Below are 24,154 nucleotides of genomic sequence, written 5' to 3'. Positions count from 1 at the left end.
GGCGTGCGTTGGGGGCAGGCCGCATCGTCGTTCTCCGGCGCCGGTTACGGCGTCAGGGTGAGACGGCGACCGATGCCGCAGATCGCTTCGGTGCCGCCGTCGTCGAAGGCCAGGTAGACCACGTAGTCGCCCGGCGCCAGGTCCGGCACGTCGAGGCTCACCTTGAAGCCGGCCTTCAGGTAGGCCTCTTCCTTCAGGTTGTTGGCCACGTCCTTGCGCTCGACGCGCTCGCTGATGTCCTGTTCCCAGGCCGAGATGCCATTGGCCGTCTGCAGGCGCAGCTTGACGCCCTGCGGGACCGACTTGGTGTCCTCGTCCACGACCCAGCCACCGATCTCGATGGTCTGGCTGCGGCTGGCGCGGGGCTGGTCCGGCCAGAACAGCGTGCCGTTGGAGCGCTCGATGTTGCAGCTCTTGTTCTGGTGGGCGCCGGTGGTGATGCGCACGTCGGTGGCGCGCATGGACATCGGCTTGGCGGCGACGGGGGCCGGTTCCACCGCCACGGGGCCGGGGGTCGCCGACGGGGTGGCGGGGGTGTCGGCCTTCTGGTTGCAGGCGGTCAGCGCGGTGACGAGGAGAGCGGCCGGCAGAACGGCCTTGCCCAGCTTGATTTGCATTGGGTAGATCCTGGGGAAGTGTGTCGATGAATTGGGAAAATTGTAGCAGGGGGCCCGTCGGCGCCACGCTCACCGCACCTGGCGGCAGGCCGGGCCGGGGGGGCGGTTCAGCGCCGCTGGAAGGCGTTGGCGGTCCGCCGCTTGGTGCAGACGATCACTTCCGTGTACTCACCCAGCACCCCCATGTCCTGCTTGGAGAAGCGCGAGATCTCGACGTCGAAGTCCGCCCAGGTGGAGATCATCTGGTGGATGGCGTAGCCGTAGTCGAAGGTCACCAGGGCGCCTTCGCTGTTGATCGGGTTGCCGTGGTACTCGGGCTTTTCCACCAGGTGCTCCACCGTGCCGTCCGCGTTGAGCCGCGCGCGCTGGACGTGCGAGTCCACCTGGTGCTTGCGGATCGGGAAGGTGCAGATGTACATCCCGCCCGGCTTCAGCGTGCGGTGGATCTCCTGGATCATCCGGCCCGGCTGGAAGACGTGCTCGAACACGTCCAGCGAGATCACGATGTCGAACTGGTTGTCGCCGAAGGTCTGCGCTTCCAGGTTCTCGTTGCGGTAGCCCTGGACGATCGTGCCCATCGGCTGGTCGGGGAAGAAATGGCTGCCGATGTAGCCCGCGCACTGGCGGCGGATCTTGGCCGAGATGCCGCGGGTGGCCGGCGAGGACTCATGGATGCGCAGGTTGCGCCAGTCCGGCGCGACGCGGTTGAGCATGTGCGCCAGCGCGCGCTCGCGCGGCACCGAGCCGTTCTCGCAGGTGGCGCAGGAGAGCGCGCCGCGCAGCCACTTGTCCTTGGCCACGAACCGGGCCGCGTGCTCGCAGATCGGGCAGTAGCCGTCGATCTCCAGCAGGTACTTTTCTTCCGGCCTGGCGGGTGCTTGGGTATTCAAGACGTGCTCCGAACTGCCTGTTGCTGGGATCGCGTTTCCGGGATCGGGTTATCTGGGGTCGCGCGGACCGGGCGTACGCCCGGCGCGCCGGAGTCACACGAGCAGGTCGCCTGGCTTGAGGCAGAACACCGAGTTGCCGGTGTAGGTCTTCCAGGCATCCTCGGGCACCGACGCGGCGCGCAGCTGGGCTTCGCTGAAGTGCTCGAGCAGGTCGTACTGCTCGGGGATGTCGAACACCGAACCGATCGTGGATCCGATGTCGACCGGCGAGAACCGCCGGACGTGGTCGAACTGCCCGAACCGGCGGGTCGCTTCCTCGGCACTGAGCGTGGCCAGCGATTCCTCGTAGCTCTTGCCGTAGATCGGCACGGAGAACATGTGCCGGCCGTCGCGCGCCAGCATCTTGTGCAGCCGGATGAGCACGACCGCGTAGTTGATCGGCAGGTGCTCGATGACGTGCGAATGCAGGATGAGGTCGAACTTGCCCGACAGTCCGTAGTCGCGCTGGCACAGGTCGACCTTCACGATGCCCGGGATGTGCGAATACCGCGGCAGGTCGTAGTCGGCCGGCACGTAGTCGCGGAACTGCTGGCTCAACCACACCGACAGCCCACGCTCGGGCGCCAGGTGCAGCACGCGGGTCTTCGGGCCCAGCCGCAGCGCCTCGATGAACAGCTTCATCAGCCGCGTGCGCTCGTAGGAGCCGCAGCGCGCGCACAGCACGCCCTTGCGGCCGTTGACGTCGGCGAACTCGACCGAACCACAGATGTTGCAGGCCACGGTGACAGGCCCCTCGAGCGAGGGGGACGTCACCGGTTCAAGCTTGCGCTTCAGCAGTCCGAACATCTCGTCTCCAGTCCGTTAAGCGCCGAATCTCAGCGCTTCTTCCGCAGCACGATCGCCGGCTGCAGATAGCTCTTGGCGTAGTCCTCGAAGTAGCCGACGAATTCGAGGTCCTTCGTCCAGTGCTTGCGGGCATACGCCTCGGGCACCACCGCCTCGCCGTAGAGTTCATCCTTGAGCTCGTGGCTGCCGCCGGGGTGGAAGATGAACTCGCCGCGGTCATAGCGCTCCAGGTCGCGCTGCGCGTTGGCGAACACCTTGGCATAGCCGTCGGTGTGTTCGGTGTGCTCGTGCGCGTTCTCCCACACCTGCATGTGCTTGCGCGGCCGGGTGGTCACGCAGACGAGGCCGCCTGGCGCGAGGATGCGGGCGAATTCGGCGATCCAGGCGTTGGCCGCCTTCTCCGACAGGTGCGAGAACACCGAGTAGGCGTAGATCAGGTCGAAGCTTTCGGCCGGCAGGTCGCCCTGCGGCAGGGCCTCGGTACGCCAGTACATGTCGTAGCCGGGCCGGCGGGTGGTCTGGCGCGCGACGTCGAGCATCCATTCCTGCGCGTCGATGCCGACCAGGTATTCCGGTGACACCTCGTCGAGGAAGGTACGCAGGATGCGACCCCAGCCGCAGCCGAACTCGAGGATCCGGGTGTCGGCGGCCAGGGGACGGGCGTGCTCGGCCAGCAGCGACTTCATGAAGTTCCGGAACATCAGCGCGTCGGTCATGATCCGGCGCCCATCGCGTCCGGAGGTGATGCGCTGGTACTTCTCGTCGGGCATCACCGGAGCGTCGTCGGTCACCAGCTCGCCGGTGAGGATCTTCAGCCAGCGTTCCTCCTGCGCGGCCGCGCGCATCACGGCGGTGGGCGGCGGCGGCGCGGTGCTGGACTGGGCCGCCGGCGCGGAAGCGGTGGCCGTTTCGGCGCCATCGCCGATCGCGGCCACGGCCGAGGCCACGGCGTTGTGCAGCGCGCGGATCTGCGGCGAGGCAAAGGCTTCGCGGGTGAGCCTGGAGTACTCGGGATAACGGCGCGTGACCACGTCCACGCCGGCCTGCACCAGCTTGGCCTTCTCGTCGCCGAAGCTCGCGCTGCGGACGTGGAAGACGAAGGACCGCGGCGTGATCAGGTTGCGCCAGCCGGCCTTCATCGCCCGCATGCAGAAATCGTTCTCCTCGCCATAACCGCGCGGGAACGCCTGCTCGTCGAACTCGCCGATCTGCGCCACCAGGTCGCGGCGGATGAACATGCAGAAGCCCGATCCGGTCGGGACCTCCACCGGTTCGCATGCCGCCGCCTTCTGCACGATCGTGGCCGCGTAGTCGTCGTGGCTGACCTGCGCCGGCTTCGGGTTGGCCTTGCCCATGACCGGGAAGGAAAACGCGCCGGCGTTGTCGCTCATCGCGGTGACGGTGCCGGCGTGGGCATCGGCGTAGGCGGTGGAGCGCAGGCCTTCGAGCCACTGCGGGGTCACGACGGTGTCGCTGTTGAGCAGCACCACGTCGTCGTCCCCCGCCTCGCGCAGGCCGATGTTGACCGTGCGGGTGTAGCCGAGGTTGCCCGGGTTCGGGCGCAGGGTGATGCCCGGCTTGCCGTTGAACTCCTCGAGCATCTGCGCCACGCGCGGGTCGGTGCTGCCGTCGTTGATGACGATGACGCGGTTGCGCGAGAGATCGGTGTTGCGGACCAGCGAGTCCAGGCAGGCGCGCACTTCGTCGCAGGCGTTGTACACCGGCACGACGATGGTGGTGTTGCGCGCCCTGGCCACGGTGGCGGTCGACGCGGCGTCCGTCGGAGCGGCGGCCGCGGCCGCCCCTTCCAGCGGGCGGGCGAAGATCGACTGGTACGCATCGAGCAGGCGGTCGTGCAGCGCGTCGGGCGTGAAGCCGGCCTGCATCGCCGCGCGGCCCTTCTCGCCCATTTCGACGATGCGGGCGGGATCGCGGCACAGCTCGACCACGTGGTCGGCGACGGCCTGGGTGTCGCGGTACGGCGCGAGGTAGCCGATGACGCCGTGTTCGATCAGTTCGGGCAGCGCGCCCCATTCGTAGGCGATCACCGGACGGCGCGCGGCGAGCGCTTCGGCCACGGTGCGGCCGAAGGATTCGGCGAAGCTGGACAGGTTGAGCACCACGTGCGCCTCGACCATCGCCTGGCGCGGCGTGTCGCGGTAGCCCATGAACTTCACGCTGGCCGGGATCTCGCCACGCTGCTGCGCTTCGCGCCACTCCTCGATCTGCTTGTTTTCCGGGCCGATCACCAGGAACTGGGCGTTGTCGACGCGGCCTTCGCACAGGCGCGCGACTTCCAGGAAATCGGCGACGCCCTTCTTCGGGATGTTGCTGCTCACCACGGCGAACCGGACCGTCTTGCCGACCTTGTTGGCCAGGTCCAGGTCGTCCGGACGGACGGCGTTGTTGACGTAGAAGGTGCGGCCTTCACGGCGGAAGGCGGCGACGGTGGCCAGCGAGTTGCCGATCACGTAGTCGCTGATCGCGAACACACGGCGGATGATCTCCTGCGAGGACAGGCCGATGCGCTCACGCAGCGATTCGTCCAGGGTGATCAGTTCGCGCGAGTGCACCAGGCCCTTGCGGCCCATCCGCCGCGCCGCGGCGAGCGGTTCGAGCAGGACGATGGTGTTGGCGTGGACGATGTCGACGTCGTGGCGGGCGATGATGTCGGCGAACACCAGCGTCAGCGCCTCGTCGACCGGACGGTCGGCGACCCACTGCGGGTAGGCGAAGACGTGCACGCCCAGGCTGCGCTTGCGCACTTCCTCCACGTAGGCGGTGTTGTTGCCACTGGGCAGCGTGACCACGACGTTGAGCTGCATGCGGCCCATCGCGTCGAGCACGTCGAGGAAGCTGCGCTCGCCGCCGAACAGCTGGTGGCCGGAAATGTGGGCGCACAGCAGCACGGTCGGCGCGCCCGGGATGCGGGACTTGTCGCCAGCGTGCCAGGCCGGCTTCACCGCCACGCCCTTCTTCACGTTGCCGGGAAGCGGCGCGACCTGCTGCAGCACCGCGGCCTTGGGCGCCGGCACGGACACCTTCACCGGGGCCTCGGGCGCGACCGTGACCGGGCCGGTGTCGCAGCCAGCCAGCGCCGACTTCACTGCGCTGAGATAGCCGGTGCCGAAGCGCTGGTCGGGCTCCAGGTAGGTGCCCTCGGCCCATTCGTTCCAGGCGTTGATGAACAGCAGGCTCTCGTCGTCGCGGTTGTGCTGGTTCTCCTGGTCGATGATGTTCTTCAACCAGTAGCGGAAGCGCGTCGGCGTGGAGCCGGCGAAGATGCGCGAGTCGTTGAGGCGGCGGGCGGTGTTGTCCCAGCCCATCATCGCGCCGCGGTGCACCGGCCACGGGTAGCCGTCGGCGAAGCGGGTGATGTCGCCGTCGACCACGGCGTCGTAGCTGAAGAGCTCGCCGTTGAAGTGGCGGGCCATGTCGACCTGCTCGGAGCGCACGTCCTCGCGGCGCGTCTCGTGAGGCGGGAACAGCACGTAGGAATCCACGCCGAACTGCGCCGGCGGGCCCTCCAGCGGTTCCAGGCCGAAGCGCACGGCGCACAGGTGGATCTCGCCGATGCCGGCGCGGCGGCATTCCTCGCGCCACATCTGCACCGTTTCCAGCCAGTTGGGGATCACGCGGATGCGGTAGACCACGAGCACCGGCTTGCCGTGGTGCCGGATGTAGCGCGGGTCCTTCATCATCGGGATCATTTCCCGGATGAAGGCGCGGTTGCTTTCCATGGAGTACTGCTGTTCCAGCAGCACGTGGCGGTTCTGGCCGTCCCAGTTGCGCGACCAGTTCTCGTTGGCCCAGCACACGCAGAACGGCAGGTTGGGCGTGCCCGAGGCCAGCATCTGTTCGATGGGCTGGTTGAGCAGCTTCTGGCCGTTGAACCAGTAGTAGTAATAGCAGAGGCCGTGCACGCCATTGGCTTGGGCCAGGCGGGCCTGGTGCTCGCGGACGGCATCCAGGCGCAGATCGTAATAACCCAGGTCGGCGGGCACGCGCGGCTGGTAGTGGCCGCGGAACATCGGGCGCGCGCGCACGACGTTGTTCCACTCGGTGAAACCCTTGCCCCACCACAGGTCGTTCTGCGGGATCGGGTGGTACTGCGGCAGGTAGAAGGCGATTGCCTTGACCTTGCGCTGCTTTGCCGCCGTGCGAGCGGGCACCACGGCGCCGGCGGCCGGCGGCAGGCGCTTGGCGGCGGCGTCGCAGTTGATCACGGCCATGTCGCCTTCGGCCGCGAACACGGCCAGCAGCGCCTGCAGGGCGTGGCGGCCCGCTTCGGAGGCGTTGCCCTCCTTGTTGAGCAGTTCCTCCGGGCGCACCGGCACCGCGCGCAGCTGGCGCAGCAGCAGCGGGTTGATCCAGATGACGTCGCCGATCGGACCGCTGACGACCTGCGCCGGCAGCTTGCGGCCCAGGCGCGGCAGGAAGGTGCTCAGCAGGCGCCTGGCCTCCGGTCCGCCCCAGTCCGAGCGCGCCCAGATGTGGTCGCTGACCAGTCCGATGTCGCCCTGGTCGCGCACCAGGCCGGCGATGCGGTCGGCGCCCTGGATGACGATGGGCTCGCCGGCGGTCGGACGGACCAGCCAGCACACGGCGTCGTACTGCGACAGCACGCCCGAGTCCACCAGGTGCACGAACGGTGCGGCCGGGCCATGCCGGTCCGGATACACCAGGGTGACCTTGCGCTTGCAGCGCGCGGCCACCGGCGGGCGGCTGCGCAGCGGCATGCTGGTCGGGCACATGTCGATGTGGTCGAACGGCTCGGCCTGCTGCTGCAGGAACGCGTCGACGCTCGCGGCGGCGGCGGCCGACGCGGTGTAGGTCACGATCGCGATGCGCGCGGCGGGCGCCATCGCGCGCAGGCGGAACAGGTCGGGCATGCGGCCGGCCGCGGCCGGCAGCAGGGTGAAGCTGGCATCCGGGTCGGATGCCGCGGCGTCCTGCGCCACGACGGCCTTCGCCGGGGCCGCGGGCTTGCCTTCCACAACCAGGCCACGGATCTCGCGTCCTTCGAAACGCCCGTAGGTCAGGTAGTGCAGCAGCGGATTCATCCGCGCCTGGGCGACGTCCTTGTGGTGCGACAGGTACCAGGCGGCGTCGAACGCCGGCCCGGGATGGCGGCCCAGCTGCGCGCCGATGGTGAGGTAGTGCTGCGCGGGGCTCAGGCCCAGCGCCAGCACGTCCGGGTATTCGGTCAGGTACCACTGCTCGTCGAAGATGCCCGAGTCGCGGATCAGCTTGACGTTGTCTTCCATCTCATTCATTTCGGACTGCGGCCTTCGGACTTGCCGTGGGTGATGTAGTGCAGGAGCGGGTTCAGGCCGGAGTCCGACACATCGGGATTGCGCTTGAGGTAGCCGGCGGTATCGAAACCGGGGCCGGGATTGCGCAGTTCGGAGGCGCCGAAGCGGAGGAAATGCTCGATCGGATCGATGCCGCTGTCGGCGACATCTCGGTACTGCGCCAGGTACCACGCGGAATCGAACACGTCCGACTGGCGCAGCAGGGTGGCGTCATGCGACAGCAGGGCGAGCGGCTTGCGCGACAGGCCCAGGCGTCCGGACATCGACTGGACGCGGTTGAGCACACGGAAGGCGCGGCTGCGCCGGATGCCGGCCAGTTCGTTCTCCAGCTGCACGCTGACCTGGTGCTGCTTCTGCAGCTTGCGCTCCGATGCTTCCAGCTCCTGCGCGCTGCGCGCCAGCTCCTGGTCGCGGGCGATCACCAGCTCGCTGAGCTTGGCGATCTCGGCGTAACGCGTTTCCAGCGTGCGTTCCACCTTGAGGCGGGCGGCGGCCACCAGGCCGTTCTCGTGCTCACGGGTGCGCAGCAGCTCGCGAAGCTCGCGCATCGCGGTGTCCTTGGCCTTGAGCTGGGTGCGCAGGCCGCCCAGTTCGCCGGTGATGGCCTGGATCTGGCGCGTGAGCGCCTCGTTCTTTTCCTTGAGCCGGAGCTTGGCGGCTTGCAGCGTCTGCTCGGCCTGCACGCGGGCAGCTTCGAGCGTCTGTTCGGCCTGCACGCGGGCGGCTTCGAGCGCCTGTTCGGCCTGCACGCGGGCGGCGGCGGCGGCCTGTTCGCTCTTGGCGTACTGGGCGCGCAGGACGGTGGCTTCCTTCTCCAGGATTTCCAGCTGTGCGGTGCGCTTCTGTACCCCCAGCTCCAGCCGCGCCACGGATTCGCGCGCGGCCTCGGCCTGGAAGCCCGCGGCGTGGATGCGTTCGTCGCGCTTGTGGATCTCTGCTTCAAGCTCCAGCGCCGCGGCCCGCGCGGCGGCCAGTTCGCCGGTCGCGCGCTCCAGCGCGGCGGTGCCGCTGCGCAGTTCACCGGTAAGGCGCGCGACTTCGGCACGGTCCTGTTCGTGGGCCGCCTCCAGGACCTTGATGCGCTCGTCGCGCGCACGGATGCCGGGCTCGAGCTTGCCGATCTGTTCGCGGTCGGCGCTGTGCGCGGCCTCCAGCACCTTGATCCGCTCGTCGCGCGCGCGGATGCCGGGCTCGAGCTTGCCGATCTGTTCGCGGTCGGCGCTGTGCGCGGCCTCCAGCACCTTGATCCGCTCGTCGCGCGCGCGGATGCCTGCCTGGAGCTTCGCGACTTCATCGCGGTCGGCGGTGTGGGCGGCCTCCAGCACCTTGATCCGCTCGTCGCGCGCGCGGATGCCCGGCTCCAGGCTGCTGATGCGCTCGCGCGCCTGCTGGAATTCCTGCTGCGCCTGCTTCTGGCTTTCCTCCATCCGCACCAGCCACGCATCGCGCTGCTTGAGGTCGGCTTCGTACTTGCTCGACAGTTCGCGGACGAACTTGATTTCCTGCTCACGCAGCGCCAGTTGGCCCTGCAGTGTCCCCTGGGATGTTTCCGTCACCTTGACCTCGTTGGATGGCGGTTGCAGCGGCGGCAATGCCGCTTCGTATTCGGCCAGCGCCGTGTAGGCGCCCGGCTTGTTGCGTGGACCCGGCAGCTTGCCCGCTTCCAGTGTCCTGAACAGCGCCAGCTGGGGCGCCTTGGCGTACACCTGCAGGTCCTGTCGCGAATCGCGTTCGCGGTACAGGTCGGTCTGCACGAACGCTTCGATCTCGCGCGGCGAGGGCATGCGCAGTCCGGGCACGCCGGCGAGCTCGAGGTCCTGCGCCAGCCGGGTGACGGCGTCGAGCGGCTCCTGCATCAGCTGCCGATGCGACACGACGACCCTGGGCATGTCCGCCGAAGCGTCCAGCGCCGAACGGACATAACGTTCCCACAGGCCCAGTCCGGCCGGGACCGGGATCTTGTTGCGCTTGTGCAGGCTGGAGGCGACTTCGACCGGATTGCGGTAGATGTGGATGCCCACGGGCACTTCGAGGAAGCGGCGCCACAGCGGCAGCAGCAGGCACAGGCGCGGTTCCTTCAGCAGCCATGGGCGGTGCCCGTCCAGCTCCAGGACCAGCTTGGAAGCCCGCTTGTTGAAATCGTCCAACACCGCCTTGGGCAGGGCGGCCACGTCCAGCTCCAGTACCCGGTTCCAGTCGCAGCCGACCGCATGCAGGACGTTGTCATTGAGCTGCCGGACGTCCTTGCGCTCCCAGAAGCCCTTCGGGTTTTCCTCGTTCGCGCCGGTACTGATGCCCTCCGGACCGAAGTACACCCCCATCAGGTTCAGCAGCCTGGCCAGCACCGAGGTGCCGGAACGATGCATGCCCAGGACGATCAACTGCATCGGTGGACCTCGACGGTTCTGACCAGGGCGATGGCGATGGAGGCGAGGGGCATGCGGCTTCTGGCGGTGGGTCGGGCGGAAAAAGGCAGGCGGGACAATGGGTGACTTTGCCACGGGGCCGGGGCGCCCGTCAGCCCGACCGGTCCGGCGGCGTGGCAAAACCGCCGGAGACTAGCCTGCGGTCTGTAAAGCGGCGATGACATCGTCGGCCAGCCGCAGGGGATCGTAGGCCTGGTGGACGTTCTCGCCCACCATCAGCTGCACGTCCGGCCCGAGGTCGGCCAGGCTGCGCACCAGCGGCAGGTCGAAGCGGGCCCGGAACCCGCACTCGTCGTCGGTCAGGCCCATGTGGTCGACCACGTCCGGCCGGCGGTAACGTTCCACCGCGGCGACCGGGTGGCGCGCGCCGGCGACCAGCATCACCAGGCCGGTCAGCGGCTCGCCGATGGCGCTCACGCTCCAGCCCCGCACGTGGACGGCGCCGTCCTCGACCCGGATCTCGTCGACGAACCCGTAGGCGTTGCCCGAGACCTCGCCCAGTTCGACCGGCGTCTCCTCCGGCGCCACGCGCAGTCCGGCCAGCAGCTCGTGGTAGTACTTCAGCGCCGACACGATGTCGCCGCCGTACACCAGCCGCCCGCGCTCGAGCACGATGCCCTTGTTGCAGACCTCGCGCAGCAGCTGCGCGCTGTGGCTGGCCAGCATCACGATCTTGCTGCCGTTCACCCGGCTCTGCATGCGCTCGGTGGCCTTGGTCATGAAGTCCGCGTCGCCCGCGCCGACCCATTCGTCCATCAGGATCACGTCGTGCTGGAACGAGGTGGAAATGGCGAAACCCAGGCGCATCTTCTGGCCGGCGGAGAGCGTGCGCAGGCGGTGGTTGGACTTCTCGCGCAGGCCGGAGAACTCCAGGATCGGGTCGATGTGGTCGCGCAGGTCGACCCCCTTCATCCCCATCGCGGTGCCGCGCAGGAAGATGTTCTCGCGCACCGTCGCCTCGCCGTTGAACCCCAGCGACATGTTCAGCAGGGCCTGGCAGCTGCCGCGCACCTGCACCGTGCCGCTGGTGGGGGCGTAGACGCCGTTGAGCACGCGCAGCAGGGTGGACTTGCCGGCGCCGTTGCGCCCCAGGATGGCGACGCGGTCGCCCTCGTGGGCGTGGAAGGTGACGTTGTCGAGCAGCTTCACCAGTTCGCGGCGGGGCGGGTCGAGGGCCGCTCCCAGGAACATGCCGGCCCAACCACGGGCCTTGCGCTCGCGCTGCAGGTAGATGGGCACCGACAGCGCCAGCCGCTCGACCTTGATCGAGACCGGGCCGGTGGACCCGACGCCGCTCCTGGAATGGACGACGCCCGACGCGGGGGTCGTGGACTCGATGTCGCCGGACGCGGAGCTCTTGGAATCGATGTTCATGCCGATGCCGTCCCGGTCAGATCCACAGCGGCACGAAGCGCGCGTAACGGCGGTACAGCAGCGCGGCGACCGCCCAGCCCGCGACCGTCATCGCGATCAGGTAGTAGTAGGTGAACGGCTCGATCATCTCGCCCAGGATCGGCGCGCGCACCACTTCGACCATGTGGAACAGCGGGTTCAGGCGCATGACCGCCCCGCGCAGGCTGCCGGCCGGCATGGAGTCGGCGTACCAGATGATCGGTGTGAACAGGAACGCGAAGATGAAGATGTTGTTGATGAACTGGCTGAGGTCGGGGAAGCGCGCGCCGATCATCCCGAACACCACCGCGATCCACATCGCATTGAGCACGATCACCGGGAACCAGAGCAGGGCCATCGCCATGCCGTCCCAGTGCAGGTCGGGGAAGATCGCCAGCGCGATGCCGATGATCGGCAGCGCCATGCAGAAATAGAACAGCGCCTTGGCCACCACGCGCAGGGCGAAGTCGGTCAGCCGCAGGTGGCCGTCCAGGATGAACGCACTGGACGCGGCGAAGGCCACCGTCGATTCGACGATGACGCTGTTGATGGTGCGGAACATCGCGTAGCCCAGGCCCACGTGCGCGGCGAAACGGTTCAGCTGCGCGCCCTGCATGGTGGCGAAGAACGCGCCCAGGCCCCAGACGTAGATGGCCGGCGGCGCCAGCAGCCAGGCCACGCCCAGGCGCGACTGGCGGTAGCGCACGACGATGTCGAGCCAGGTCGACAGCGCCCAGAATTCCGGGTTGCGCAGGCTGCCCACCAGGTCGGCCAGCAGCGATCTCACCGGTCGGTCTCCGTCGCCTGGCCGCGCCGGGCGCTGGGCATCAAGCCAGCGCCTCGGCCAGTTCCGCCTGCAGGTCGTCCAGGGCTTCCACGCCCACGCTCAGGCGCACCAGGTTGTCGGTGACGCCCAGCTGCGCGCGGCGCTCGGCCGGGATCGAGGCGTGGGTCATGATCGCGGGGTGGTTCACCAGGCTCTCCACGCCGCCGAGCGATTCGGCGATGGTGAACAGGTGGCAGCGCTCCATCATCCGGCGTGCGCCTTCCAGGCCGCCCTTGACGAAGATGCTGATCATGCCGCCGCCGCCGCTCATCTGCCGCTGGGCGAGCTGGTACTGCGGATGCGAGGCGAGGCCGGGGTAGATGACCTTCTCGATCGAGGGGTGCTTTTCCAGCCACTGCGCCAGCGCCAGCGCGTTCTCGCAGTGCGCCTTCATGCGCAGGTGCAGCGTCTTCAGGCCGCGCAGGGCCAGGAAGCTGTCGAACGGGCCCTGCACGCCGCCGATCGCGTTCTGCAGGAAGGTCATCTGTTCGGCGATGTGCGCGTCCTCGCCCACCACCACCATGCCGCCCACCATGTCGGAGTGGCCGTTGAGGTACTTGGTCGCCGAGTGCATCACCAGGTGTGCACCCAGTTCCAGCGGGCGCTGCAGGATCGGCGAGCTGAAGGTGTTGTCGACCGCGACGATCAGGCCATGCCTGCGGGCGATCTGCGCGATCTTTTCGATGTCCACCAGCTTGAGCAGCGGGTTGGTCGGGGTTTCGATCCAGACGAGCTTCGTGTTCGGCCGGATGGCGGCCTCGAAGGCGGCCTCGTCGCTCAGGTCGACCCAGCTGAAGTCCAGCCCCGCCGAACGCCGGCGCACGCGCTCGAACAAGCGGTAGGTGCCGCCGTACACGTCGTCCATCGCGATGACGTGGCTGCCGCTGTCCAGCATCTCCAGCACGGTGGAGGTGGCCGCCAGGCCGGAGGCGAACGCGTAGCCCTGCGTGCCGCCTTCCAGCGCGGCGACGCAGCGCTCGTAGGCGAACCGGGTCGGGTTGTGGCTGCGCGAATACTCGAAGCCCTGGTGCTCGCCCGGGCTGGACTGGGCGTAGGTCGAGGTCGCGTAGATGGGGGTCATCACCGCGCCGGTGCTGGGATCGGGCGACTGCCCGCCGTGGATGGCCAGGGTGCCCAGTCCGGGCTTCGCGCCCATCTTTTCGTCGCTCATTGCCTGCATCCGGTTGATTTCACGCACGGCGGCGGAGTCTACCACCCGCCCGCCGGGCGCCTGTTGGAGGAGTGTGAGGGGCCGCGCCCCGGGGGCCGCCCGCCCTACTGCACGCGGCGGCGCAGGAAGTTCAGCAGGTCGATCCGGGTGATCAGCCCCACGAACCGGTCGGCTTCCATCACGATCGCCACGTGGCCGCGGTCGAACACGGGCAGCAGCGATTCGATCGGGGCGTGCACATCGAGCTTGTCGAGTTTGCTGACCATGGCGGTGGACACCGGGTCGCGGAAGCGCGCCTCGTCGCCGTAGACATGCAGCAGCACGTCGCTCTCGTCGACGATGCCGACGATGTGCTCGCCGTCCATCACCGGCAGCTGGCTGACGTCGTACAGCTTCATGCGCTGCCAGGCGGTGATCAGCAGGTCCGCCGGGCCCACCACCACCGTGTCGCGCTTGGAGAACGGGCGCAGGATCAGGTCGCGCAGGTCGCCGGTGGGTTCGCGCTCCAGGAAGCCGTTGTCCAGCATCCAGAAGTCGTTGTACATCTTGGACATGTACTTGTTGCCGGTATCGCACACCAGCGTCAGCACCTTCTTCGGCGTGGTCTGCTCGCGGCAGTAGCGCAGCGCGGCCGCCAGCAGCGTGCCGGTGGAAGAACCGCCCAGGATGCCTTCCTTCTCCAGCAGCTGGCGCGCGGTGAGGAAGCTCTCCTTGTCCGGGATGGCGTAGGCCTTCTTCACCCGGCTGAAATCGGAGATCGGCGGCAGGAAGTCCTCACCGATGCCCTCGACCATCCAGCTGGCCGACTTGTCGCTCAACGTGCCGCGGTTGATGTATTCCTCGAGGATCGAGCCGACCGGGTCGGCCAGGATCAGTTCGGTGTGCGGCGAGTGCTGCTCGAAGCAGCGCGACAGGCCCGTCATCGTCCCGGAACTGCCGCAGCCGAACACCAGCGCGTCCAGGCCGCCGACCTGCGCCATCTGCTCCAGGATCTCCGGCCCGGTGCCGAACTCGTGGGCGGCCGGGTTGTCGGGATTGCCGAACTGGTTGATGAAGTACGCGCCCGGGGTTTCGCGGGCGATGCGCTCGGCCATGTCCTGGTAGTAGTCCGGATGGCCCTTGGCCACGTCCGACCGGGTCAGCACGACGCGGGCGCCCATCGCCTTGAGGTTGAAGATCTTTTCCCGGCTCATCTTGTCCGGGACCACCAGGATCAGCTTGTAACCCTTCTGCTGCGCGACCAGCGCCAGGCCGATGCCGGTGTTGCCGGCGGTGCCTTCCACCAGCGTGTCGCCCGGCTTGATCTTCCCGGCCCGCTCCGCGCCCTCGATCATCGACAGCCCGATGCGGTCCTTGACCGAGCCGCCGGGGTTCTGCGATTCGAGCTTGAAGTACAGCTCGCAGGGGCCGGTATCGAGTCGGCGGGCCTTGATGATCGGCGTGGCGCCGATCAGTTCCAGTACGGAGTCATGGATGGGCATGGGATCGGCTTCGGGCCACGCAGTCGTGGCGGTCGCCGGATTCTAGCGGGGGGCCGCGGGGTGGCGGCAGGCTTGACGGCGGGCGCGAAGCCCCGGTCGCACCCGGCGCGGCGGCAGGGACCGCGGAAAACCTCCAGCGCGGGCGGCGGCGTTCCGACGAGGAAGGCCGCCGCCGCCCGCGTCGAGGAGGCGGGAGCGCCCCGCCCTGCGGCGGCGGCGCGACGGGTCCGCTCTACTGGAGCGGCCCCGGGGCTGCGGGGCGGCGCGGCCAATGCCGCCAGCCGCGCCCGCATCGGGTCAGCATCAATGGGTTTCCGAGTCGTACAGGCGGATCAGACGGTCCTTCGCTGCAAGCTTCTCGCGCTTCATCTGGCCGAGGGTCATATCGTCGATCGGCAGTACGCCCAGTTCTGCGTCCATCACCCTCTTGTCCAGATCGCGGTGGCGCTGATAGAGCTGACGGAATTCCGGGTTGGAACGGATCAGCGCCTCGATCTGCTGCTGCGGTTGTTCTTCGAACATGTGTGCCTCCTCAGCGATTGCCTTGGTACCGCGGGTCTTCTGCGGGTGTTGCCTACGACCTACGTTGGGCCCCTTGGGGTGGGCCCGGACGCAAAAAACGCCCCGGCCGCGAGACCGGGGCGTTGCGTGTGCGGTGGATGCAACCGGCGATACCGTCAGCGGACCCGCTTCGCGCAGGCCCGCTGCAACCTGGCTTGCGGCGGCGGGATCCTGGGACGGGACGCTCAACGTCATGGGCCGGTCTCATGGCCGGGCGGTCGGGCCGCCGGTCATTTGACCCTACTCCTCCCTACCGGGCATCACAAGCGGCAGCAGACAAGTGGCAAGTGCGTCACGGATGGCCGCGAAGCCAGCCGTAACTCATTGATTCATGAACCTATTTCGCCGAAAGGACGACCTCGACCCGCGGCTTGGATTTGCCGGCCGCGCCGACCGCGGCGCGGACCTGCTGGCGCTGCGCACCGGCCGCCACGAGGGCGTCGCGCACGGCCTCCACGCGCTTCTGGGCCAGGCTGGCGCTGCTGTCGACCCCCCTCGATCCGGACGGCGCTGCCGGCGCCGGCCGCCAGGTAGGCCGCCAGCGTGCGCAGGCTCGCCTGGCCGCGCTGGCTCAGCGTGGCCGTGCCTGCGGCGAAGGCGTCCGCGCTCAGGGTGAAGACTTCGCCGCGGTTGTCCCAGCGCGAGGGCGGCAGCTTGCCGCCGGCGACGAGCTCGGCTTCCTCGCGGGCCAGCTTGGCCTCGCGTTCGCGGGCGGCGCGCAGCTTGGACGTCTGGGCGTCGCTGGCACCGGCGATGGCCGCTTCCACGTCCTGCATCGCGGCGGCATCCATGGCGGCCTGCTCGCGCAGGCGCTGCGCCTCCTCGGCCTGGATCTGCGCTTCGACGCGCAGCCGCTCGGCCTCGGCGCGGGCCGCTTCGGCATCACGCCGGCTCGCCTCGACCAGCAGCTCGGAACGCTCGCGATCGAGCTGGTCGATCGCCCGCCGGGACGCCTCCACCCGGGCGCTCAGTTCGGCGATCTCGACCCGGCGGGCGGCCAGCGCGTCGGCGTCCGCGCGTTGCCGGCTGCGGGCGACGGCCAGGGCGTCGACGGCCTGCTGGGCCTGCAGGCGCTCGTAGGCCGCATGGCTCGCCAGTTGCGGGTCGGCACCGATGGCGGCCAGCCGGGCGGCGTAGTCGCCCCCGGCCGCGCCGGCCTCCAGGGCGATCGGACGGTGCGGTTCGGCCTCCATCCGCAGGCGCTGGCGAAGCCGGTCGATCTCGTCCAGGCGCTGGTCCGCCTCCGAACGGGTCTGCGCCGCGCGGCTGCGGGCGAGGGCCAGGTCGGCATCGGCCGATGCAAGCGCGGCAAGCCGCCGCGCCTCGTCGTCGTCCCCGGCCGCCATGGCCGCCTGGGCCTGGGCCAGTTCGTTGCGCGCGGCCTGCAGTTGCTGCGGGGCGTACTGGTCCGCGTCGGCGTTGTCGGCGCGGCTGACGGCCTGCTGGGCGGCCGCCATCTCGCCGGTGGGAGGCGGCAGGCTCGCACAGCCGCTCAGGGCCGAACAGAGAACCAGTGCCACCGACAGGTATCTGAAGTGTGCGAAGCTTGCATTCATTAGGGGGATGCCGTGGTGACGGGGTTGGGTGTAACTTCGTCCGCGGCCATTGTCGTCATGCTCGCGGCGCCCTTGCAACGGTGCGCCCAAGTCGAATGAAGGGGTTGTGCATATGGACATCGGCTACTTTCTGAAGCTGATGACGGAAAAGAACGCGTCGGACATGTTCCTGACGACGGGCGCGCCGGTATACATCAAGGTGGAAGGCAAGCTTTATCCGCTGGGCAACACCGGCCTGCCGGCCGGCATGGTCAAGAAGATCGCCTATTCGCTGATGGACGAGGGCCAGGTCCCGATCTTCGAACGCGACCTGGAGCTCAACATGGCCCTGGCGCTGGCCGAGGCCGGCCGGTTCCGCGTCAACGTGTTCAAGCAGCGCGGCGAAGTGGGCATGGTGATCCGCGCGATCCGCAGCGTGATCCCGTCCATCGAAGAGCTGCAGCTGCCGCAGGTGCTCAAGGACATCATCATGGCCCCGCGCGGCCTGGTGCTGATCGTCGGCTCCACCGGTTCGGGCAAGTCGACCACGCTGGCCTCGATGATCGACCACCGCAACTCGAACACCTCGGGCCACATCCTCACCATCGAGGATCCGATCGAGTACCTGCACAAGCACAAGAAGTCGATCGTCAACCAGCGCGAAGTCGGCCTGGATACCCACGCCTTCCACAACGCGCTCAAGAACGCGATGCGCGAGGCGCCGGACGTCATCCTGATCGGCGAAATCCTCGACGCCACCACGATGGAGGCAGCCATCGCCTTCGCCGAGACCGGCCACCTGTGCCTGGCGACGCTGCACTCCAACAACGCCGACCAGACGCTCGAGCGCATCCTCAACTTCTTCCACGAGTCGGCGCACAAGAACGTGCTGATGAACCTCGCGCTGAACCTGCGCGCGGTGATCTCCCAGCGCCTGGTCGTGGGCGTCGACGGCCGCCGCCTGCCGGCGACCGAAGTGCTGATCAACACGCCGATGATCCGCGACCTCATGCGCCGCGGCCAGGTCCACGAGATCAAGCCGGCGATGGAAGGCTCGCTGCAGGAAGGCATGGAGAGCTTCGACCAGTGCCTGTTCCGCCTGTACAAGGAAGGCCGCATCGAGCGCGAGGAAGCACTGCGCGCGGCCGATTCGCGCGACGGCCTGGACCTCAAGTTCCGCCTGTCCGAGGGCGGTACCGGCGAGCACGATCCCTACGCGGACGTGTTCGCCAGCTCGGGCGGCTGAAGCGCCGCGCATCTCGCAGCCTGCTTATGGGAACGCCCGGGGAAACCCGGGCGTTCTGCTTTCTGGACATCCGCTTCCTGGCCTGCGTCGCGGGAGGGACTTGGCGTGCCGCCCCCCAACCTTCCCCGGGCAAGTGCATTTGATCTTGTGCAGCGGCCAACAAGCAGGCCGTGGCTGGGTTGAGGACGCGGCGACCGTCGGCCCCCATCCCAACCTTCCCCCGCCCAGCGGGGGAAGGAGCTGTCTACTCCGGCCGGTCCGGCTGGCGTTCCGGGCGCGCCAGGTCGAAGGCCGCCAGTGCCAGGCAGGCCTGCTCGATGCGCGCGATGGTCGGATAGGCCGCGATGTCCACGCCGAAGCGGCGTGCGTTGTAGACCTGCGGCACCAGGCAGCAGTCGGCGATGGTCGGGGCCTCGCCTTCGCAGTACTGGCCGGTGGACAGGTGGCCGCCGAGCATTTCCTCGATCGCGGCGAAGCCTTCATTGATCCAGTGCTTCACCCAGGTGTCGCGTTCGGGCTGGGGCACGTGCCACTCGTGCTCGAAGTACTTCAGCACGCGCAGGTTGTTGAGCGGATGCACGTCGCAGGCGATCGCCTGCGCGATGGCGCGGGCGCGCTGGCGTGCGCGCGCGGTGGCCGGCAACAGCGGCCGGTCGGGCCAGGTCTCGTCGAGGTATTCCAGGATCGCCAGGGACTGCCGCAGCTGGCGGTTGCCGTGCTCCAGCACCGGCACCAGCCCCTGCGGGTTGGTCTTGCGGAAGGCCGGGGTGTGCTGCTCGCCGCCGTCGCGCAGCAGGTGCACGGGCTGGATCTCGTAGCGCAGGCCTTTCAGGTTCAGGCCGATGCGCACGCGGTAGGCGGCGCTGGACCGCCAGTAGGAGTACAGCGTGATTTGATCGGTCATGGTGCCCCACCGAACATTCCCGGACCTGCCGGCGGCAGGTCCGCATTGCGCTGCTCGCACCTTAGCGGGCCGCGGGCTCCGGGGGGAATCCCCTTCGCCGGCGTGGCGCCGCCGCCGGTCAGGCGCCGGCGGCCTCGCGGACGATGCGCTGCTCGATGGCGCCGAAGATGTCCTGGCCCTCGCGGGTCCGCATTTCGATGCGCACGGTGTCGCCGAAGGACATGAAGGGCGTGACCGGCTTGCCCGTCTCCAGGGTCTCCACGGTGCGGCGCTCGGCGAAGCAGGAAGCACCGAGCGAGGTGTCCTCGTTGGCCACCGTGCCCGATCCCACGATCGTGCCGGCCGACAACGGACGGGTCTTGGCCGCGTGCGCGACCAGGTCGGCGAAGCTGAACTGCATGTCCACGCCCGCCTCCGGCGCGCCGAACCAGGCGCCGTTGATGTGCGTCACCAGCGGCAGGTGCACCTTGCTGTCCTGCCAGGCCTCGCCCAGCTCGTCGGGGGTGACGAAGACCGGGCTGAGCGCCGAACGCGGCTTGGACTGCAGGAAGCCGAAGCCCTTGGCCAGCTCGTTGGGGATCAGGTTGCGCAGCGACACGTCGTTGACCAGGCCGACCAGCTGGATATGCGCGGCCGCGGCCTCGGGCGTGACGGCCATGGGCACGTCGTCGGTGACGATGACGACTTCGGCCTCCAGGTCGATGCCGTAGTCCTCGCTGACCACGCGCACCGGGTCGCGCGGGCCGTAGAAGCCGGCGCTCACCGCCTGGTACATCAGCGGATCGACATAGAAGCTCTCGGGCACTTCCGCGCCACGGGCGCGGCGCACTCGCTCGACGTGCGGCAGGTAGGCGCTGCCGTCGACGAACTCATAGGCGCGCGGCAGCGGCGCGGCGAGCGCGGCCATGTCGACGTCGAACGCATCGGCGGCCTGGCCGGCATTGAGCGATTCGGACAGGGCGTTGAGCCGGGGCGCGACGTTCGACCAGTCCTCCAGCGCGCGCTGCAGGGTATCGGCGATGCCGGTCGCCCGCACCGCGCGGGTCAGGTCGCGCGACACCACGATCAGGGTGCCGTCGCGGCCGCCTTCCTTCAGGGAACCGAGCTTCATGGGAACTCCAGGGGATCCAGCGCCGGGGCGCGATAGTTGCAATTGTAATTAATTGCAGGGAGACGGGGAACGGCGGCGCCGTCGCGGAAGGGGAAATGTAAGGGACGCGGCGTCGGGGTGCGTTGCGGACCTGCCGCGGAACGGCTTTGCGTCGGGCCCGCCGCGACCGGCCGCCCCCAGCCCGGCTCGCCGGCGCACAGCCGCGGCCGTGGCGCTGGCAACAAAAAACCCGCCTTTCGGCGGGTTTCTTGTTGAAGCTGGCAGCCCCGGATGGATTCGAACCACCGAATGCCTGAGTCAGAGTCAGGTGCCTTACCGCTTGGCGACGGGGCTGTGGAAACTGGCTTGAAACTACAGTCTCGAATATTAGCGCTTCGAGAACTGGGTGGCACGACGTGCCTTGTGCAGACCGACCTTCTTGCGCTCGACTTCGCGGGCGTCGCGGGTCATGAAGCCGGCCTTGCGAAGCTCGTTCTTCAGGCTTTCATCATACTCGACCAGCGCGCGCGAGATGCCCAGGCGGATCGCACCGGCCTGGCCGGTGATGCCGCCGCCGGCGACGGTGACGACGACGTCGAACTTGTCGGTCGACTTGGTCAGCTCGAGCGGCTGGCGCACGATCATGCGCGCGGTCTCGCGACCGAAGAACTCGTCGATCGGACGCTGGTTGATGGTGATCTTGCCATCGCCCTTGCGCAGGAACACGCGGGCGGTGGAGGACTTGCGACGGCCGGTGCCGTAATTCTGCTGGAGTGCCATGTGCTGGATGCCTTAGAAGTCGAGCGGCTGCGGCTGCTGCGCGGCGTGCGGATGTTCGGAGCCCTTGTAGACCTTGAGCTTGCGGTACATCGCGCGACCCAGCGTGTTCTTGGGCAGCATGCCCTTCACGGCGATCTCGATGACGCGCTCGGGGTGGCGCTCAAGCGCCTGGCCCAGGGTTTCGGACTTCAGGTTGCCGATGTAACCGGTGAACCGGTAGTACATCTTGTCCGTCAGCTTCTTGCCGGTGACCACGATCTTCTCGGCATTGATCACCACCAGGTAATCGCCGGTGTCGACGTGAGGGGTGTAGACGGGCTTGTGCTTGCCGCGCAGACGGCGCGCGAGTTCGGTGCACAGGCGGCCGAGGGTCTTGCCTTCGGCGTCAACGATGTACCAGTCGCGCTGGACGGTCTCGTTCTTGGCGGTAAAAGTATTCATGACGGAGTTCTTGGGGTTACCTGGTCGGGCTGATTGCACAGGCCGGCGGCCCGCGGAACTTCGCCTCGCGTTGTGGAGGTGGAACGAAAGAAGCGGGATGATAGCCAGCTGCGTTCAGCGGCGCAAGCCCGGAAAACCCGCGTGCTAGCATCGCCGGCCATGTCGCCCCCGGTCGCCCTCGCCGCCCCTGCCGGCTCCACCGGACCGCGCGACGGGGGCCGTCCGGACGCCCTGCTGGCTCTGGCGGACCGCTGCGTGCAGTGCGGATTATGCCTGCCCAGCTGCCCTACCTACGGCCGCAGCGCCCTGGAATCGGAGTCCCCGCGGGGCCGGATCGCCTTGGCCCGGGCCTGGGCGCTGGAGACCATCCCCCCCTCGCCCGCCGGCGAAACCCACCTGGACCAGTGCCTGGGCTGCCGCCGCTGTGAGGCCGTCTGCCCGGCCGGGGTCGAATACGGGCACCTGCTGGTCCTGGCGCGCCAGCGCCAGCGGGACCGGCGGCCGCCGGGGTGGCTCGAGCGCGTCGTCCTGGCCCTGGCTGCCCGGCCGGCGTGGCTGCGCCGCCTGCTCCGGACCTACCAGCGGCTGTACGGCGTGCTCCCGGCCCGGCTGCACCTGTTGGCCCGGCCGCCCCCGGCTCCCGGTTCGCCGGCTGCGGACCGCGCCCCGGCCTCGAACCAGCACCCGACGCCGGCTGGCGGCGAGCGCGTCGCCCTGTTCAGCGGCTGCGTCGCCGACGTCTACGAAGCGCCCCTGCGGCGCGCGGTCACTCGGCTGTGCGCGGCGCTGGACGTCGCCGTGGTCAGCGTGCCCCGCCAGGCCTGCTGCGGCAGCCTGCACGCGCATGCCGGCGACGTGCCCGCGTCGCAGGCACTGCAGGCAACGAACCGGGCGGCCTTCGACGGCGTGGCCACGGTCCTCAGCCTGGCGACGGGCTGCCACGAGGCGGTCGCCCAGGCGCTGGCGACGCCGGGGACGCCGCGCGTGCATGACGCCAGCGCCTGGATTGCCGCCCGCGCGGACCGCCTGGACTTCCAGCCGACCCCGCTGCGCGTGGCGCTGCACCTGCCCTGCACGCAGCGCAACGTGGTGGGTTCGGTCGACGACCTGCGCCGGCTGCTGCGGAACGTGCCGCAGCTGGAAGTGGTCGAACTCGACGCCGGCCTGGGCTGCTGCGGCGCCGCCGGCCTGCAGATGCTGCGCGACCCGGCCACCGCCGCGGAGTACCGGGCGCCGCTACTGGACCAGTTCGCGCGCAGCGGCGCGCAGTTGCTGCTCAGCGCGAACATCGGCTGCCGCCTGCACTTGGCCGGGGGAGGCGCTGCGCCCGTGCTGCATCCGCTGGAATTCCTGGCCTCGGCGCTGGCCGCCGGCGCGTCGCACTGACGCGCCGCAACGACCCCTTCCGTACACTGCCCCCCATGACCGCGAACCGCACCCTCACCCCGCTCGACCGCTGGCTCTCCGATATCCAGAACGCCCTCGACACGGTCTTCGGCGCACCGCATGCGGAACGCCCGAACCCCGGCGCGGACGCCCCCGACGTGGTGCTCGACGACGCCGAGCGTCGCCACGCGGCGGGCCTGATGCGGATCAACCATGTCGGCGAGGTCTGCGCCCAGGCGCTCTACGTCGGCCAGGCCGCCGTGGCCCGCGACGAGCAGACCCGTGCCCACCTGATGGCGGCGGCGCAGGAAGAGACCGACCACCTGGCCTGGTGCGCGCAGCGCCTGGCCGAACTCGACAGCCGGCCCAGCCTGCTCAACCCGCTGTGGTACGCCGGCAGCTACGCGATCGGCCTCGCCGCCGGACTGCGCGGCGACGGCTGGAACCTGGGTTTCGTGGTCGAGACCGAGCGCCAGGTCGAGGCGCACCTGGACGAGCACCTGCAGACCCTGCCCCCCGCCGACATGCGCAGCCGCGCGATCCTGGGCGTGATGAAGGCCGACGAGGCCCGCCATGCCGAGCATGCCCGGGCCCGCGGCGCGCGCCGCCTGCCGCCGCCGGTGCCGACCGTGATGGCCCTGGCGTCGAAACTGATGAAGACGGTGGCGTACCGGGTCTAGGCCACCGCCAACGATGTAGTAGCGGCGAAATTCAAGCGCGCCGCAGCGCGCAGCGATTTCCGGATCCACGTTCGCCAGGCTGCATTGCGCGCCCTCCAGTTCGCCCGCGCGGCCCTCCGCCGGGTCTTTTTGGCGAACTACAGCACCAGTGGGCACCCTCGCGCGGGTCTTTTTGGTGAACCGCCGCACCAGTGGGCAACCTCGCTTGGGTCTTTTGGTGGACCGCCGCACCGCCGGCACCCTCGCGTGGGTCTTTTTGGTGAACCGTCGCCCCCGTCGGCATGCGCGCGTGGGTCTTTTTGGCGAACCGTTGCACCAGTCGGCATGCGCGCGCGGGTCTTTTTGGCGAACCGTTGCGCCTTTTTGGCGAACCGTTGCACCAGTCGCCATGCGCCCGCGGCTCTTTTTGGCGGACCGGATCCTTCCCCCGCCTGCATCTGGCCCCTCCCCCCGCGAAGCGGGGGAGGTAGCAGGGACATTGGAATCCGGGCGACCTCCTTCCCCCACCCCACCCCACCCCAGCCCTGCCCTGCCCCGGGAAGCGGCGGAGGGACGGCCATAAAAAAG

Annotated in this window: 18 protein-coding genes and 1 tRNA gene; 3 read left to right on the top strand and 16 right to left on the bottom strand. The window is 69.0% G+C overall.

The window, feature by feature from the left end; genetic code table 11:
- Positions 1-44: 44 nt before the first annotated feature.
- The 11 genes from I8J32_RS07350 to I8J32_RS07300 all read right to left on the bottom strand — a co-directional run bounded on the left by I8J32_RS07350 (position 45) and on the right by I8J32_RS07300 (position 17,045).
- On the bottom strand, positions 45-617 hold the full coding sequence (locus tag I8J32_RS07350; protein WP_207526850.1) for a hypothetical protein: 573 nt from the start codon (positions 615-617) through the stop codon (positions 45-47).
- Positions 618-724: 107 nt separating this feature from the next.
- Positions 725-1,507, bottom strand: a complete 783-nt coding sequence (locus I8J32_RS07345) for a class I SAM-dependent methyltransferase (RefSeq protein WP_200610216.1) — start codon at positions 1,505-1,507, stop codon at positions 725-727.
- Positions 1,508-1,600: 93 nt separating this feature from the next.
- The gene (locus I8J32_RS07340) at positions 1,601-2,353 is read right to left on the bottom strand and encodes an SAM-dependent methyltransferase (RefSeq protein ID WP_200610214.1); all 753 of its coding nucleotides are present in this window, start codon (positions 2,351-2,353) and stop codon (positions 1,601-1,603) included.
- A gap of 29 nt (positions 2,354-2,382) precedes the next feature.
- Positions 2,383-7,629, bottom strand: coding sequence for a glycoside hydrolase family 99-like domain-containing protein (locus I8J32_RS07335; RefSeq protein WP_207526849.1), 5,247 nt, complete (start codon positions 7,627-7,629; stop codon positions 2,383-2,385).
- A complete protein-coding gene (locus I8J32_RS07330; protein ID WP_207526848.1) occupies positions 7,626-10,055 on the bottom strand; it encodes a sulfotransferase in 2,430 nt (809 codons plus the stop codon). The genes I8J32_RS07335 and I8J32_RS07330 overlap by 4 nt, the downstream gene beginning before the upstream one ends.
- A gap of 171 nt (positions 10,056-10,226) precedes the next feature.
- Positions 10,227-11,468 carry an ABC transporter ATP-binding protein gene (locus tag I8J32_RS07325; RefSeq protein WP_200610207.1) on the bottom strand — a complete coding sequence of 414 codons (1,242 nt, stop codon included), beginning with the start codon at positions 11,466-11,468 and terminating at the stop codon, positions 10,227-10,229.
- Between the two features lie 16 nt (positions 11,469-11,484).
- Entirely contained in the window at positions 11,485-12,273 is a 789-nt protein-coding gene (locus tag I8J32_RS07320) for an ABC transporter permease (RefSeq protein ID WP_200610205.1), read from the bottom strand.
- 40 nt (positions 12,274-12,313) lie between these two features.
- The gene (locus tag I8J32_RS07315; RefSeq protein ID WP_200610203.1) at positions 12,314-13,483 is read right to left on the bottom strand and encodes a trans-sulfuration enzyme family protein; all 1,170 of its coding nucleotides are present in this window, start codon (positions 13,481-13,483) and stop codon (positions 12,314-12,316) included.
- Between the two features lie 104 nt (positions 13,484-13,587).
- The gene (locus tag I8J32_RS07310; protein WP_200610201.1) at positions 13,588-14,964 is read right to left on the bottom strand and encodes a pyridoxal-phosphate dependent enzyme; all 1,377 of its coding nucleotides are present in this window, start codon (positions 14,962-14,964) and stop codon (positions 13,588-13,590) included.
- A 303-nt stretch (positions 14,965-15,267) separates the two neighbouring features.
- A complete protein-coding gene (locus I8J32_RS07305) occupies positions 15,268-15,486 on the bottom strand; it encodes a YdcH family protein (RefSeq protein ID WP_200610199.1) in 219 nt (72 codons plus the stop codon).
- A gap of 368 nt (positions 15,487-15,854) precedes the next feature.
- Positions 15,855-17,045, bottom strand: coding sequence for a DUF4398 domain-containing protein (locus tag I8J32_RS07300; RefSeq protein ID WP_207526847.1), 1,191 nt, complete (start codon positions 17,043-17,045; stop codon positions 15,855-15,857).
- Positions 17,046-17,193: 148 nt separating this feature from the next.
- Between I8J32_RS07300 and I8J32_RS07295 the strand changes: the two genes are divergently transcribed.
- Complete coding sequence (locus tag I8J32_RS07295; RefSeq protein WP_200610195.1) at positions 17,194-18,306, top strand: PilT/PilU family type 4a pilus ATPase; 1,113 nt, start codon at positions 17,194-17,196, stop codon at positions 18,304-18,306.
- Positions 18,307-18,550: 244 nt separating this feature from the next.
- Here the strand turns inward: I8J32_RS07295 and maiA are convergent, their stop codons facing one another.
- From maiA to rplM, 5 genes are all read right to left on the bottom strand, one after another.
- Positions 18,551-19,210: a maleylacetoacetate isomerase gene (gene maiA, locus I8J32_RS07290; RefSeq protein WP_200610193.1), complete on the bottom strand. Its 660-nt coding sequence runs from the start codon at positions 19,208-19,210 to the stop codon at positions 18,551-18,553.
- Between the two features lie 118 nt (positions 19,211-19,328).
- On the bottom strand, positions 19,329-20,321 hold the full coding sequence (locus tag I8J32_RS07285; RefSeq protein ID WP_200610192.1) for a fumarylacetoacetate hydrolase family protein: 993 nt from the start codon (positions 20,319-20,321) through the stop codon (positions 19,329-19,331).
- 258 nt (positions 20,322-20,579) lie between these two features.
- A tRNA-Gln gene (locus I8J32_RS07280) sits at positions 20,580-20,654 on the bottom strand.
- 33 nt (positions 20,655-20,687) lie between these two features.
- Positions 20,688-21,080: a 30S ribosomal protein S9 gene (gene rpsI, locus I8J32_RS07275; protein WP_200610188.1), complete on the bottom strand. Its 393-nt coding sequence runs from the start codon at positions 21,078-21,080 to the stop codon at positions 20,688-20,690.
- A 12-nt stretch (positions 21,081-21,092) separates the two neighbouring features.
- Positions 21,093-21,521 (bottom strand): 50S ribosomal protein L13, encoded by a 429-nt coding sequence (rplM, locus tag I8J32_RS07270; protein WP_200610186.1) that lies wholly within the window; start codon positions 21,519-21,521, stop codon positions 21,093-21,095.
- A gap of 159 nt (positions 21,522-21,680) precedes the next feature.
- Between rplM and I8J32_RS17860 the strand changes: the two genes are divergently transcribed.
- Entirely contained in the window at positions 21,681-22,907 is a 1,227-nt protein-coding gene (locus I8J32_RS17860; protein ID WP_200610184.1) for a (Fe-S)-binding protein, read from the top strand.
- Positions 22,908-22,942: 35 nt separating this feature from the next.
- A complete protein-coding gene (coq7, locus tag I8J32_RS07260) occupies positions 22,943-23,587 on the top strand; it encodes a 2-polyprenyl-3-methyl-6-methoxy-1,4-benzoquinone monooxygenase (protein ID WP_200610182.1) in 645 nt (214 codons plus the stop codon).
- Positions 23,588-24,154 lie beyond the last annotated feature (567 nt).

Source organism: Lysobacter solisilvae (assembly GCF_016613535.2).
Taxonomy (GTDB): Bacteria; Pseudomonadota; Gammaproteobacteria; order Xanthomonadales; family Xanthomonadaceae; genus Agrilutibacter; species Agrilutibacter solisilvae.
The sequence above is the reverse complement of the archived record's forward strand: the minus strand, read 5'-3'. Positions and strand labels throughout refer to the sequence as shown.

What these genes read in the sequence shown, in the direction of transcription:
- I8J32_RS07330 (WP_207526848.1), bottom strand. Translation starts at nt 10,055, where the DNA reads ATGCAGTTGATCGTCCTGGGCATGCATCGTTCCGGCACCTCGGTGCTG.
- I8J32_RS07340 (WP_200610214.1), bottom strand. Translation starts at nt 2,353, where the DNA reads ATGTTCGGACTGCTGAAGCGCAAGCTTGAACCGGTGACGTCCCCCTCG.
- maiA (WP_200610193.1), bottom strand. Translation starts at nt 19,210, where the DNA reads ATGACCGATCAAATCACGCTGTACTCCTACTGGCGGTCCAGCGCCGCC.
- rplM (WP_200610186.1), bottom strand. Translation starts at nt 21,521, where the DNA reads ATGAATACTTTTACCGCCAAGAACGAGACCGTCCAGCGCGACTGGTAC.
- I8J32_RS07295 (WP_200610195.1), top strand. Translation starts at nt 17,194, where the DNA reads ATGGACATCGGCTACTTTCTGAAGCTGATGACGGAAAAGAACGCGTCG.
- I8J32_RS07310 (WP_200610201.1), bottom strand. Translation starts at nt 14,964, where the DNA reads ATGCCCATCCATGACTCCGTACTGGAACTGATCGGCGCCACGCCGATC.
- I8J32_RS07305 (WP_200610199.1), bottom strand. Translation starts at nt 15,486, where the DNA reads ATGTTCGAAGAACAACCGCAGCAGCAGATCGAGGCGCTGATCCGTTCC.
- I8J32_RS17860 (WP_200610184.1), top strand. Translation starts at nt 21,681, where the DNA reads ATGTCGCCCCCGGTCGCCCTCGCCGCCCCTGCCGGCTCCACCGGACCG.
- I8J32_RS07325 (WP_200610207.1), bottom strand. Translation starts at nt 11,468, where the DNA reads ATGAACATCGATTCCAAGAGCTCCGCGTCCGGCGACATCGAGTCCACG.
- I8J32_RS07335 (WP_207526849.1), bottom strand. Translation starts at nt 7,629, where the DNA reads ATGAATGAGATGGAAGACAACGTCAAGCTGATCCGCGACTCGGGCATC.
- I8J32_RS07350 (WP_207526850.1), bottom strand. Translation starts at nt 617, where the DNA reads ATGCAAATCAAGCTGGGCAAGGCCGTTCTGCCGGCCGCTCTCCTCGTC.
- coq7 (WP_200610182.1), top strand. Translation starts at nt 22,943, where the DNA reads ATGACCGCGAACCGCACCCTCACCCCGCTCGACCGCTGGCTCTCCGAT.
- I8J32_RS07315 (WP_200610203.1), bottom strand. Translation starts at nt 13,483, where the DNA reads ATGAGCGACGAAAAGATGGGCGCGAAGCCCGGACTGGGCACCCTGGCC.
- rpsI (WP_200610188.1), bottom strand. Translation starts at nt 21,080, where the DNA reads ATGGCACTCCAGCAGAATTACGGCACCGGCCGTCGCAAGTCCTCCACC.
- I8J32_RS07285 (WP_200610192.1), bottom strand. Translation starts at nt 20,321, where the DNA reads ATGAAGCTCGGTTCCCTGAAGGAAGGCGGCCGCGACGGCACCCTGATC.